11 protein-coding genes and 1 tRNA gene are annotated in these 12986 nt (G+C 72.8%); 9 read left to right on the top strand and 3 right to left on the bottom strand.

Features of this window, described 5'->3' with window-relative positions; translation table 11 throughout:
• The first annotated feature begins 17 nt into the window (after window positions 1–17).
• A complete protein-coding gene (locus M1L56_RS02485; RefSeq protein WP_248598020.1) occupies window positions 18–1319 on the top strand; it encodes a UDP-glucose/GDP-mannose dehydrogenase family protein in 1302 nt (433 codons plus the stop codon).
• On the opposite strand, the gene M1L56_RS02490 is transcribed toward M1L56_RS02485, so the two are convergent.
• Complete coding sequence (locus tag M1L56_RS02490; protein ID WP_248598021.1) at window positions 1316–1735, bottom strand: VanZ family protein; 420 nt, start codon at window positions 1733–1735, stop codon at window positions 1316–1318. The two genes, M1L56_RS02485 and M1L56_RS02490, sit on opposite strands and share 4 nt — an antisense overlap.
• A 202-nt stretch (window positions 1736–1937) precedes the next feature.
• Here M1L56_RS02490 and M1L56_RS02495 point away from each other — a divergent pair, with 202 nt between their 5' ends.
• The 5 genes from M1L56_RS02495 to M1L56_RS02515 all read left to right on the top strand — a co-directional run bounded on the left by M1L56_RS02495 (window position 1938) and on the right by M1L56_RS02515 (window position 8668).
• Window positions 1938–3416: a sugar transferase gene (locus tag M1L56_RS02495; protein WP_248598022.1), complete on the top strand. Its 1479-nt coding sequence runs from the start codon at window positions 1938–1940 to the stop codon at window positions 3414–3416.
• Between the two features lie 89 nt (window positions 3417–3505).
• Window positions 3506–4381 (top strand): glucose-1-phosphate thymidylyltransferase RfbA, encoded by an 876-nt coding sequence (rfbA, locus tag M1L56_RS02500; protein WP_248598023.1) that lies wholly within the window; start codon window positions 3506–3508, stop codon window positions 4379–4381.
• The gene (gene rfbB, locus M1L56_RS02505) at window positions 4378–5388 is read left to right on the top strand and encodes a dTDP-glucose 4,6-dehydratase (RefSeq protein WP_248598024.1); all 1011 of its coding nucleotides are present in this window, start codon (window positions 4378–4380) and stop codon (window positions 5386–5388) included. Before rfbA ends, rfbB begins: the two co-directional genes overlap by 4 nt.
• Window positions 5385–6824 carry a bifunctional dTDP-4-dehydrorhamnose 3,5-epimerase family protein/NAD(P)-dependent oxidoreductase gene (locus M1L56_RS02510; RefSeq protein ID WP_248598025.1) on the top strand — a complete coding sequence of 480 codons (1440 nt, stop codon included), beginning with the start codon at window positions 5385–5387 and terminating at the stop codon, window positions 6822–6824. The genes rfbB and M1L56_RS02510 overlap by 4 nt, the downstream gene beginning before the upstream one ends.
• A gap of 5 nt (window positions 6825–6829) precedes the next feature.
• Complete coding sequence (locus M1L56_RS02515; RefSeq protein WP_248598026.1) at window positions 6830–8668, top strand: DUF4012 domain-containing protein; 1839 nt, start codon at window positions 6830–6832, stop codon at window positions 8666–8668.
• A 7-nt stretch (window positions 8669–8675) separates the two neighbouring features.
• Here M1L56_RS02515 and M1L56_RS02520 read toward each other — a convergent pair whose 3' ends face one another.
• Entirely contained in the window at window positions 8676–9206 is a 531-nt protein-coding gene (locus tag M1L56_RS02520; RefSeq protein ID WP_248598027.1) for a GtrA family protein, read from the bottom strand.
• A gap of 63 nt (window positions 9207–9269) precedes the next feature.
• Between M1L56_RS02520 and M1L56_RS02525 the strand changes: the two genes are divergently transcribed.
• From M1L56_RS02525 to M1L56_RS02535, 3 genes are read left to right on the top strand one after another with little or no spacing between them, the layout of a single operon-like run.
• Entirely contained in the window at window positions 9270–10034 is a 765-nt protein-coding gene (locus M1L56_RS02525) for a glycosyltransferase family 2 protein (RefSeq protein ID WP_248598028.1), read from the top strand.
• Window positions 10031–11605 carry a glycosyltransferase 87 family protein gene (locus M1L56_RS02530; protein ID WP_248598029.1) on the top strand — a complete coding sequence of 525 codons (1575 nt, stop codon included), beginning with the start codon at window positions 10031–10033 and terminating at the stop codon, window positions 11603–11605. The genes M1L56_RS02525 and M1L56_RS02530 overlap by 4 nt, the downstream gene beginning before the upstream one ends.
• Entirely contained in the window at window positions 11602–12804 is a 1203-nt protein-coding gene (locus tag M1L56_RS02535; RefSeq protein WP_248598030.1) for a DUF418 domain-containing protein, read from the top strand. The genes M1L56_RS02530 and M1L56_RS02535 overlap by 4 nt, the downstream gene beginning before the upstream one ends.
• 64 nt (window positions 12805–12868) lie before the next feature.
• Here M1L56_RS02535 and M1L56_RS02540 read toward each other — a convergent pair.
• A tRNA-Pro gene (locus tag M1L56_RS02540) sits at window positions 12869–12942 on the bottom strand.
• Between the last annotated feature and the right edge of the window lie 44 nt (window positions 12943–12986).

Genomic DNA, 12986 nt, shown 5'->3' on the forward strand with positions numbered 1-12986 from the left:
GTGGAAGGACGCGTCGCATGAGAATCTCCGTCATCGGGTGCGGCTACCTGGGGGCCGTGCACGCCTCGGCGATGGCCGACCTCGGCCACGACGTGGTCGGCATCGACGTCGACGAGCGCAAGATCGCCGACCTGTCGGCGGCGAAGCCGCCGTTCTTCGAGCCCGGCCTGCCCGAGATCCTCCGCTCCGCGTCGGCCAGCGGGCGCCTCCGGTTCAGCACCGACATCGCGGATGCCGCCGACGCCGACGTGCACTTCGTCGCCGTCGGCACGCCCCAGGCGCACGGCCGCGACGCCGCCGACCTCACCTACGTCGACGCCGCGTTCGAAGCCCTCATCCCGCACCTCAAGGACGGCGCGCTCGTCGTCGGCAAGAGCACCGTGCCCGTCGGCACCGCCGCCCGCCTCGCCGCACGGCTCGCGGAGGCCGCACCGCACGCGTCCCTCGCGTGGAACCCCGAGTTCCTCCGCGAGGGCTACGCCGTGAAAGACACCATCGAGCCCGACCGGCTCGTCTACGGGGTCCGCGACGAGCTCGCGGTATCCGTGCTCGACGACGTGTACCGCACCGCCATCGACGCGGGCACCCCCCGCATCGTCACCGACTACGCCACCGCCGAACTCGTCAAGGTCGCCGCGAACGCGTTCCTCGCCACCAAGATCAGCTTCATCAACGCCATGGCCGAGATCGCCGAGGTCAGCGGCGCCGACGTCACCCAGCTCGCCGACGCCATCGGTCACGACGCGCGCATCGGCCGACGCTTCCTCAACGCCGGCGTCGGCTTCGGCGGCGGCTGCCTGCCCAAGGACATCCGCGCGTTCACCGCGCGCGCCGAAGAGCTCGGCCTCGCCGAGTCCGTCGCCTTCCTCCGCGAAGTCGACGCCATCAACTTGCGTCGCCGGCAGCGCGTCGTCGACCTCGCCCACGAACTGCTCGACGGCTCCGTCAACGAGCGCCGCATCACCGTGCTCGGCGTCACGTTCAAGCCCGAATCCGACGACGTGCGCGACTCCCCGGCACTCGACGTGGCCGTGCAGCTCAAGGGCCTCGGCGCACACGTCATCGCCACCGACCCGCACGGCATCGAGAACGCCCGCCAGCGGCATCCGCAGCTCGACTACGTCGCCGACACCACCGAAGCACTGCGCGGCGCCGAACTCGTCGTCCTCGTCACCGAATGGCGCGCGTACCGCGGCCTCGACCCCGCCGCGACCGCCGAACTCGTCGACGCCCCCGTGATCATCGACGGGCGCAACGCGCTCGACGCCGACGCATGGCGCGCAGCCGGATGGCGGTACCAGGGCCTCGGGCGCCCCTAGGCCCGCCGCCGCTCGCGGCGCAGCATCCAGCCGACCCCGATCGCGACGCCCACCGCCGTGCCGACGGTGTTGGCGACCACGTCGAGCGGGGTCGGCGTGCGCTCGGGCAGCAGCAGCCACTGGCCCGCCTCGATCGCCGTGCTCACCGCGGCGCCCGCCAGCAGCACCAGCCACCACCACCGGCGCCCCGTGGCGAGCACCCCCAGGAGGCCGAACGGGACGAACCACAGCACGTTCGCCGTGAACTCGACCACCTCGTACGAGAACCACGGCATCACGTACCGCTGCATCCACAGCACGAACTCGGCGATCACCGGGCTCGCGCCCCGGTCGACCGGGACCGGCAGGAACCCGACGACGACGAGCGCCACGGCGTAGACCGCCATGACCACGCGGAGCCGGATCGGCGAGGACATCCGGCCACGCTACCCCGCCGCCGACCGCGCCCACGACGCATCCGCCATCCCCAAGTGAGGCTTCCCCAGTTCGGGGGTGACTTCACGGAGACCTCTCTCCATGCGGCATCCGCCGGGGGTAGCCTGACCGTGCCCGGCGTACCCAGCGCCGGGAAGCGCCGGTCCGGAAACCCGAAAACCGGGTCGGTGCCGGAGGTGAAGCATGACGCTCACTCGGCAGCCCCAGACCATCACCCCTGCCGAGGCGGTCGCAGAATGGCAGCGCGCCTACGCCAAGCGCCTGCTGATCACCGACCTCGCGGTGATCGTGTTCGCGGTGTACGGATCGCAGTTCATCCGATTCGGCACGAGTGGCGAACCCCTGCTCATCCCCGGCGCGGGAGAGGAACCACTCGCGATCGTCAGCTACGCGGTGGTCTCCGCCGTGCTCGTCGTGGGATGGTTCCTCTCCCTCTCGATCTTCGCCACCCGCGACCGCACCATCATCGGCGCCGGCACCGCCGAGTACCGCCGCATCGCCGACGCCACCGTGCGAGTGTTCGCCGCGCTCGCCGTGCTCGCCTTCCTCCTCCGCTCCGAGATCGGCCGCGCGTACGTGCTCGTCGCGTTCCCCGTCGGACTCACCCTGCTCGTCGCCGGCCGGTGGGCCTGGCGCAAGTGGCTCACCCGGCAACGCCGCGCCGGACGCTACGTGCACCGCGCCATCCTCATGGGCGAACGGCTCAAGTCGGCCCACGTCGCCGCGCAGATCGCCCGCGACGGGGTCACCGGCATCGAGATCGTCGGCGCCGTCACCGAGCACGGCGGCTCGCCCGACCAGATCGCCCCCGGCATCCCCGTGCTCGGCGACTACAGCGCCCTCGACCGCGTGCTGCAGACCGTCGAGGCCGACACCGTCGTGTTCACCGGCGCCGACACCATCGACCCGCGCGGCATGCGCGAACTCGGCTGGCAACTCGAGCGGTCGTCGACCACGCTCGTCGTCGCCCCCGCGCTGACGGATGTCGCGGGCCCGCGCATCCACGCCCGCCCGGTCGCCGGCCTCCCGCTCATCCAGGTCGACTACCCCGCCTTCACCGGCCAGAAGTACGTCACCAAGCGCGCCTTCGACCTCGTCGTCGGCACCGCCCTGCTCGTGCTGCTGAGCCCCGTCTTCCTCCTCATCGCCATCGCCGTGCGGCGCGACAGCCCCGGACCGGCCATGTTCTCGCAGGAACGCGTCGGACTGAACGGCGAGCGGTTCCACATGGTCAAGTTCCGGTCGATGGTGATCGACGCCGAAGCGCAACTGCCCGCGCTCGCCGCCCGGACCGACGGCAACGGCGTGCTGTTCAAGATGCGCAACGACCCCCGCGTCACCCGCATCGGCGCCGTGCTGCGCCGCTACAGCCTCGACGAGCTGCCGCAGCTCATCAACGTGCTGCGCGGCGAGATGTCGCTCGTCGGCCCGCGCCCGCCGCTCGCCTCCGAGGTCGTGTTCTACGACGACTGGGCACGCCGCCGCCTGCTCGTCCGCCCCGGCATGACCGGCCTCTGGCAGACGCAGGGTCGCTCCGACCTCTCGTGGGACGACAGCGTGCGACTCGACCTCTACTACGTCGAGAACTGGTCGCTCACCGGCGACCTCGTGATCCTCTACCGCACCGCCCGCGCCGTCCTGCGCGCACAGGGAGCGTACTGAGTGGGCCGCGCGACCCCGGTGCACCCGGCACCGGAGCCATCGGCGTCCGACCGTGGCCACAGCGGGCGGCGACCGGCAGGATCGGGACCATGAAGGGCATCATCCTCGCCGGCGGATCGGGCACGCGACTGCACCCGATCACCCTCGGCGTGTCCAAGCAGCTCCTGCCGGTCTTCGACAAGCCCATGGTCTACTACCCGCTGAGCACCCTCATGCTCGCCGGCATCCGCGACATCCTCGTCATCACCACCCCGCACGACGCCGAGCAGTTCCACCGCCTGCTGGGCGACGGAACCCGATTCGGCATCCGGCTGCAGTACGCCGAGCAGCCGCACCCCGACGGACTCGCGCAGGCGTTCGTCATCGGCGCCGACTTCATCGGCGACGACGAGGTCTGCCTCGTCCTCGGCGACAACATCTTCTACGGGCCCGGGATGGGCACCCGGCTCGAACGGTTCCGAGGCCTCGACGGCGCGGCCGTGTTCGCCTACCGCGTCGCCGACCCGGGCGCCTACGGCGTCGTCGAGTTCGACGGCGACGGGCGCGCAATCTCCATCGAGGAGAAGCCGGCGCAACCCAAGAGCGCCTACGCGGTGCCCGGCATCTACTTCTACGACAACGACGTCGTCGGCCTCGCGCGGTCGCTCGAACCGTCGGCGCGCGGCGAATACGAGATCAGCGACATCAACGCCGCCTACCTCGCCCAGGGCCGGCTGCACGTCGAGGTGCTGCCGCGCGGCACCGCCTGGCTCGACACCGGCACGTTCGACTCGCTGTCGGACGCCTCGGAGTTCGTCCGCACCATCGAACGCCGGCAGAACCTGAAGGTCGGCGCACCCGAGGAGGTCGCGTGGCGCCAGGGCTGGCTCACCGACGGCGACCTCCGCCAGCGAGGCGAGGCGATCGGCAAGTCGGGGTACGGCGCCTACCTCCTCGGCCTCGTCGACCAGGGGAGGGACGCATGAGCACCCTCCTCGTCACCGGCGGCGCCGGCTTCATCGGCTCGAACTTCGTTCGCCACGCCCTCGCGAACACCGACCACGACGTCGTCGTGCTCGACAAGCTCACCTACGCCGGCAACCTCGCCTCACTCGGCGGCCTCCCGCCCGAGCGGTTCCGGTTCGTGCGCGGCGACATCGCCGACGCCGAACTCGTCGCCGACCTCACCGCGGCACTCGACCCCGCGACCGACGCGATCGTGCACTTCGCCGCCGAATCGCACAACGACAACTCCCTCGCGGCGCCTCGACCGTTCGTCGACACCAACATCGTCGGCACGTTCACCCTCATCGAGGCGGCCCGCCGCCGCGACCTCCGGTTCCACCACATCTCCACCGACGAGGTGTACGGCGACCTCGAGCTCGACGACCCCGCGAGGTTCACCGAGCGCACCGCGTACCGGCCGTCGAGCCCGTACTCGTCGACGAAAGCGGCATCCGACCTGCTCGTCGCGGCCTGGGTGCGAAGCTACGGGCTGCGCGCCACGATCAGCGGCTGCTCGAACAACTACGGCCCTCACCAGCACGTCGAGAAGTTCATCCCACGGCAGATCACCAACCTCCTCCGCGGCGACCGGCCCAAGCTCTACGGCACCGGACGCAACGTGCGGGACTGGATCCACGTCGACGACCACAACAGCGCCGTGCTCGCGATCCTCGAGCGCGGCCGAATCGGCGAGACCTACCTCATCGGCGCGAACGGCGAACGGAGCAACCTCGACATCGTCGAGACCCTCCTCGAACTGCTCGGCCGGCCCCGCGACGGGTACGACCTCGTGGGCGACCGGCCCGGCCACGACCTGCGGTATGCGATCGACGCGACGAAGCTCCGCACCGAGACCGGCTGGACCCCGCGGTACACCGACCTCCGCGAGGGGCTCGCGCGCACCGTCGACTGGTACCGCGACCACGAGGACTGGTGGGCGCCGCAGAAGGCGCCCACCGAGGCGCGCTACTCGGAGATCGGCCGGTGAGCGCCGCCCCCGCGCCGCTCGCGGTGCACGAGACCGCCATCGACGGGCTGCTCGTCGTCGACCTGCCCGTGCACGGCGACGCGCGCGGCTGGTTCACGGAACACTGGCAGCGCGCGAAGATGACGGCGCTCGGCCTGCCCGACCTCGGGCCCGTGCAGCAGAACGTGTCGTTCAACGCCGCCGTCGGCACCACGCGCGGCTTCCACGCCGAACCCTGGGACAAGTACCTCGGCGTCGCCACCGGCCGCGCGTTCGGCGCGTGGGTCGACCTGCGACCCGGGCCGGGGTTCGGCCGCGTGGTCACGCACGACCTGCGCCCGGGCGTGGCCGTCTTCGTGCCGCGCGGCGTCGCCAACGCGTTCCAGACCCTCGAACCCGACACCGCCTACACGTACCTCGTCAACGACCACTGGTCGCCGGATGCCGCGTACTCGGCCGTCGCCCTCGGCGACCCCGACCTCGGCGTCCCGTGGCCCGTTCCCCTCGAGCGCGCCGTGCTCTCCGACAAGGACCGCGCCAACCCGCCGATCGCCGACGCGGCGCCCGTGCCGCCGCTCGTTACCATCGTCGTCGGCGCGAACGGGCAGCTCGGCCGCGCGCTGCGCGCGTCGTTCGAAGCGGATGCCGCAGCGGACGGCAGCGCCGGGGCGATCCGCTTCCTCGGCCGCGACGACCTCGACCTCGGCTCCGCCGACGCCGTCCGCTCCCACGACTGGTCGGGCGTCGGCACCATCGTCAACGCCGCCGCGTACACCGCCGTCGACGCCGCCGAGGGCGCCGGGCGCGCCGACGCGTGGGCCGTCAACGCCACCGCCGTCGCCGCCCTCGCCGAGGTCGCCGCCCGGCGACGGATGACGCTCGTGCACGTCTCGACCGACTACGTGTTCGACGGGCTGCGTCATCCGCACCGCGAAGACGAGCCGGTCGCACCGCTCGGCGTGTACGGCGCATCGAAGGCCGCGGGGGAGCTCGCCGTGCGGCAGGTGCCCCGCCACTACCTCGTGCGCACCAGCTGGGTCGTCGGCGACGGACCCAACTTCGTGCGGACCATGCGACGCCTCGCCGAGCAGGGCGTCGACCCCGCCGTCGTGAACGACCAGACCGGGCGGGTCACGTTCGCCGACGAGCTCGCCCGCGGCATCCGTCACCTGCTCGACCACCACGCCCCGTACGGCGTCTACCACCTCTCGAACGGCGGGCCCGTCGTCAGCTGGTACGACCTCGCGCGACAGGTGTTCACCGCGACCGGGCACGACCCCGACCGCGTGCGTGCCACGACCGCAGCCGACTACGCCGCCGAGCTCGCCGACGCCGGACGCGTCGTCGCCCCTCGCCCCGCCCACAGCGAATTCGACCTCGCGAAGCTGCGCGCAACCGGATTCGAACCCGAACCCGCGGCCGACGCGCTGCGCCGGTATCTCGAAACGCCGAGGTGATCCCCGTGTCCGAACGCCCCAGCCGCCGCGCACGCGACGACGACCGCGCCGACAAGCCGCTGCTGCGCCGCGCGAGCTTCTGGGTGCCGCTCACCCTCGGCGTGCTGCTGCTCGCCATCATCGGCATCGGCATCGCCGGGTGGCAGATCGCCGAGCGCGGCCTCGCCGCACAGGACGAGCTGAGCCGGGCGATCCCGCTCGCCCAACAGGCGCAGGACCAGATCCTCGCCGGCGACCAGGCCGGCGCCGCCGCCACCATCGACGAACTCGCCGTCCACTCCGCCGAAGCACGCGAACTCACCGACGCCCCGATCTGGCGCGCGTTCGAATGGGTGCCGACCGCCGGCGAGAACCTCACCGCGGTCCGCGTGGCATCCGCCTCGGTCGACGAACTCGTCGACGGGGTCATGCGTCCCGCCACCGGCCTGACGCTCGACTCGCTCAAGCCCGTCGACGGCGCCATCGACGTCGCCGCGCTCGCCGAACTCGCCGCCGTCCTCGACGACGCCGCCGCCACCGTCGAACGCGTCGCCGCCGACCTCGCCGACCTCGACCGCGACCAGCTCATCGGACCCGTCGCCGACGGCATCGCCAGGCTCGACGACGCGGTGGAGCAGGTCACGCCCATCATCGAACCCGCCCGTGCCGCGCTGAACGTGCTGCCCGGCGCGCTCGGCGCCGACGGGCCGCGCAACTACCTCGTGCTCTTCCAGAACAACGCCGAATCGCGAGGAACCGGCGGCAACCCCGCCGCGCTGCTGCTCGTCAACGTCACCGACGGACGCATCAGCATCGCCCAGCAGGCGTCGAGCTCGAGCTTCGACCCGCCCCGCACCGAGCCGATCATCGAACTCGACCCCGAATCCGAAGCGCTCTACGGCGACAAGATCGGCCGGTACGTGATGGATGTCACCACCACGCCCGACTTCACCGAGAGTGCCGAGCTCATCCGCGCCTGGTGGGCCGACGAGTTCGGCACGCAGGTCGACGGCGTCGTCTCGTTCGATCCGGTCGCGCTCGGCTACCTGCTCGGCGCCACCGGACCCGTGACCCTCTCGACCGGCGACACGCTCACCGCCGACAACGCCGTGCCGCTGCTGCTCAACGAGGCCTACTACCGCTTCGAACCGGAGGAGCAGGACGCCTTCTTCGCCGCGGCCGCCGCATCCGTGTTCCAGGTGCTCACCTCGGGCGCCGGCGAGACCGACGCGCTCATCGACGCGGTGACGCGCGCCATCGACGAAGGACGGCTCATGTACGCGCCATCCGACGCGGGCGAAGCCGAGTACATCGCCGGCACGCGCATCACCGGCACGCTGCCCGCCGACAACACCGAACAGACCATGCTCGGCATCTACGTCAACGACATCACCGAGGGCAAACTCGACTACTGGATGCAACTCGACGCGACCGGCACCACCGACGCCTGCACCGTCGACACCGCCACCGCGCCCACGTTCACGACCACCGCGACGCTCACCTCCACCCTCCCGCCCGACCAGGCCGCGAACCTGCCCGAACGGATCGCCACCGGCCGCTTCTTCGCGAAGGGCCACGTCTCCACCGACGTGGTGCTGTACGGCCCCGTCGGCGCGACGCTCGCGTCGGTGACCGTCGACGGCGCGCCCGCCGACGTGAGCGCGCTCCCGCACCTCGGCCGGCCCGCAGTGAAGGTCAACGTGCTGAACCCGCCCGGCGCGGTGCGCACGATCACCGCCGTCTGGACGGGGGAGGCCGCCGCCGTCTACGGCCCGCTCGAAGTGCGGCACACCCCGATGGTGCGGCCGGCGAACGTCACGATCGACGCCCCCGGCTGCGAGGCGCAGGCGAACGCGGCGGAGTGAGCGCGCCTCAGGCGCGGGAGGCAGGCTCGGCGGGTTCCGCCGGCCCCGCGGCATCCGTCACCGGGGCCGGCGCAGCGGATGCCACGTGCTTCGCCGGACGCTCGCGAACCCCCCGGAACACGACGTAGTGGTACAGCAGGAACCGCAGTACGACCACGACCACGATGCTCGCCAGGTTGACGAGGTTCACCGCGATCGGACCCGCCGTGCGGCCGAGCATCGCCGACGCCGCCTCGACGCCGCCCCACACGATCAGCGCACCGAGCCCCGTGCACGCCGCATTGACGATCACGAACAAGGTGATCTCGACCGAACGACGGTGACCGCCGCGATGCCGGAACGTCCACTCGCGATTGCCGAGATAGGCGTTCACCAACGCCACGAGCGACGCGATGACCTTCGACCAGACCACGTCGACGCCGAGCCCCAGGTAGAGCAGGTTGAACACCGCGATCTCGATGAGGGTGCTCACCGCGCCGACCGTCAGGAAGCGTGCGCCGAGACCGGCGAGACGACGCCATCGAGCATGCTGGGACACCTCGACTACGCTACTCCACGAGCCTGCGCCCCTTCCGCGCAGCCCAGCCGCAGGGGAGGCCGCGTGGACCTGGACCATCTCGCCGTCGTGATGCCCGCCTACAACGAGGCGGAGGGTCTGCCGGAGTTCCTGCGTGAACTCCATGCGGCCCTGTCACCGTTGGCGGGCCGACTCGACCTCGTCGTGGTCGACGACCGGTCGACGGATGCCACGGTGCCGGTGCTGCGCGAACTCGCCGCCGACCTCCCGGGCCTCACCGTGATCGAGGCCGAGGCGAACCGCGGACACGGTCCGACCGCCCTCGCCGCCTACCGCGCCGGGCTCGCCTTCGAACCCGATCTGATCGTCCACGTCGACGGCGACGGGCAGTTCCATGGGATCGACCTGGCCCGGGCCGTGCGCGCCGCGGTCACCACCCGCGCCGACGTCGTCCACGGCATCCGCCGCGGCCGCGAGGACCCCTGGTTCCGCCGCGTGCTCACCGGCGTCGTCGGCGTGGTCGTCGGCTTCGCCGCCGGCCGCCGCGTGCCCGACGTGAACACGCCCCTCCGCGTCTACCTGCCCGGGCCGCTCGCCGAGCTGCTCGCACTCGTCCCCGACGACGCGCTCGTGCCGCACGTGCACTTCTCGCTCGCCGAGGCCCGCCGCGGGTTCCGGGTGCGCTACCTCGAGGTCGCGAGCCTGCCTCGCCGCGGATCCAACCCGACGGGCACGATGTGGGGCGTCGACCGGCCGCCCCTGCTGCCGCCGAAGCGGCTGCGCCGGTTCGCGCGCGACGCCGCCGTCGAGCTGTGGCGGGTCTCGCTCCGGCCCCGGGCGGCCGGATGACGGCGGCGCCCGCCGGGACCGACGTCGGCCGCGGCGCACGCGGCGGACGCGGCGGCGGGCGTGTTGCCGCCGGACGCCGCCTCGCCGTCGACCTCGCCTTCTGGGTCGCCGTGGGCCTCCTCGCCGCCGCGAACGTCGTCGTGCTCGCGAACGGCATCACGACCGTGCGGCTGTGGGAGGACGAGGCCTTCAACCTCACCGTGCCCGTCAACCTCGTGCAGGGGCTCGGGTACACGAGCGACGGCACCCTGTCGGGCAGCGAACCGGCGCCGTTCGACGTGCGCATCTCCACCGGGCCCGTCATGCTCCTGCCCATGGCCGGGCTCATCGCGCTCGGCGTCGACCCGGTCCTCGCGGGCCGCGCCGTCGCCACCCTCGGCTACGCCGGGCTCCTCGCGGCGCTCGCGCTCGTCGGGCACCGCCTCGGCGGTCGCTGGGCCGCGCTCGTCGCGGTCGCCGTGCCGCTCGCGTTCGAGACGGGCGCGATGCCCTCGCCCATCCAGACACCCGCCGACATCCTCGGCGAGGTCACCGCGGCCGCGTTCCTCGCCGCCGCCCTGCTGTTCGTGCACCGCCGCCCCTGGCTGGCCGGCCTCCTCCTGGGCCTCGCCATCCAGGTGAAGTTCATCGCCCTGCTCGCCGCGCCCGCGTTCGCGCTCGCGATGCTGCTCGATGCGCCCGGACCGTGGGGCGCGCGCCTGCGCCGCACCATCCCGAGGGTGCTCGCCGCCGCCGGCGCGGCCGCCGTCCCCACCGTGCTGTTCGAGCTCGCGAAGCTCGTCGCGCTCGGCCCGGCCGCGTACTGGCAACTGCTGCGCGAGTTCAGCTGGTTCCTCCGATCGGGCGGCCAGCAGGGGTACGCGACGTCGCCGCTCGACAAGCTCGCGACCCTCGCCGGCTCCTGGAACCTGCCCGCCCTGCTCGTCGCCCTCCTCGCCGTCGTCGCGGTCGTCGCCGGTGCCGTGGTCATCGTGCGCGCCCGCAGACGGATGCCGCAGCCCGCCGCCGAGTACACCACGATCGTGCTCGCCGCGGGGCTCGCGCTCGCGACGTTCCTCGCCTGGTGGCTGGTCTCCCGGCACACCCCGGCCTGGGTGCGGCACCCCGCCCCCGCGGTGCTGGCGTTCCTCCCGGTGCTCGCGGCGGCCGTCGTGCCCGCGGTCCGGGTGCTGCTCGGCGCGCGCGACCGGTCGGCCGCCGACGAGCCCGCCCCGCGGCGGGTCCACCCCGGCGGGATCGCCGCCGCCGCGGCATCCGTCATCGCCGTCGTCGTGCTCGCCTGGTCGATCGGCGGCCGCGTCGCCGGCGTCGGCACGCAGTCGCGACCGACGGGGGAGACCCTCGCCGACCAGCGCACCGCCGCGCGCGACATCGCCGAATTCGGCTACGACCACGTCGCGACGGTCTGGGGCCCGGCCGTGAGCGTCGGCGTGCTCGCCGGGGCCCGGGTGGGGCTCACCGACGCCGTCGACGTCACCGCCGACCTGCCCCGCATCTGGTTCGGCGAGCCGCCGCCCCGGTGCGACATCCGGCTGCAGAGCGGCCTCTACACCGTCTGCGTCCCCGAATGAGCCGGCCCGCGACCCCGCCGTCGCCGCCCGAGCCGCCCGCCCGCGGGGGCACCCGCACGGCGGGACGCGCCGGCCTGCTCGACCGGGTCGACGGTGTCGACGCCGCCCGCGGCATCGCCCTCATCGGCATGTTCGTCGCGCACCTCGCCCCCGCGGACGTCCCCGTCGACGCCGCCGAGCTCATCGCGCTCGCCGACGAGCGCCCCCGGCTGCTGTTCGCGCTCACCGCCGGCATCGGCCTCGGCGTGCTCACCGGCGCCACCCGGCCCGTCGTGGAGCGCGCCGCCCGGTGGGCGCTGCGCCGGCAGATCGCCATCCGCGCGCTGCTGCTCATCGCGCTCGGACTCATCGTCGTCGCGGTGTTCGCGCCGCTCGTGTTCGTCATCCTCGACGTGTACGGCGTCGCGTTCCTCCTCATGCTGCCCCTGCTCTTCCTCCCCGGACGCGTCGCCGTCGCGCTCGGCGCCGTGCTGCTCACGATGACGCCCGCCATCGCGACGATCGCCGAACGCGACCCCGAGACCGTCGCGCTCGCCGACCAGCCGCTCGGCCTGCTCGTCGAGTGGTTCCTCGTCGGCGCGTACCCGGTCATCATCTGGGTACCCGTCATGCTGATCGGGCTCGGCCTCGCCCGGCTGGACGTCGCCGCACCCCGCGTCGTCGCCGCGACCGCGCTCGCCGGCACGCTCGTGGCATCCGTCGCCCTGCCGCTCTCGCACGCGCTGCCCGACCCGCGGAACCCCGCGCTCGACCCCTCGACGGCCGCATGGGCCGCACCCCTTCGAGCCTCGCTCGAGACGCTCGGCAACACCGCCGTCGGCCTCGTGATCGTCGCCGCCGCCGTCACCCTGACGACGCTCGCACGGCCCCAGGTGCGACGCGTCGCGGGCGTGCTGCTCTCGCCGATCGTCGCGATGGGCGCCATGCCGCTGACGATCTACACGGCACACCTCGTCATCATCTCGTTCGGCAAGTACCGCCGACCCGACGGGGTCATCAGCGACGACTCGTGGCCGCTGCTCATCGGGCTGACGATCGGATCGATGGTGTTCGCGTGGCTCTGGCGCCGCTATATCGGCCGTGGCCCGCTCGAGCAGGCCCTGCGCTGGGCGAGCGGTCGCGGACGCCGTCGCCGCCGCGGAGCGCCCGCCGAAACGCCGACGGATGCCGCAGCCGCGCGCATCGACGGCACGCCCTGACACGACGAAGGCCCCCTCGCATGGAGGGGGCCTCTCGGCCGATGCTCTCGCATCGACCACCCGGTCGGGGTGACAGGATTTGAACCTGCGACCTCTTCGTCCCGAACGAAGCGCGCTACCAAGCTGCGCCACACCCCGGGGGCCCGAAGGCCTCAACAAGCATAGCCGAGAAAACGGATGCT

The organism is Agromyces sp. C10, from assembly GCF_023217995.1.
Classification (GTDB): Bacteria; Actinomycetota; Actinomycetes; order Actinomycetales; family Microbacteriaceae; genus Agromyces; species Agromyces indicus.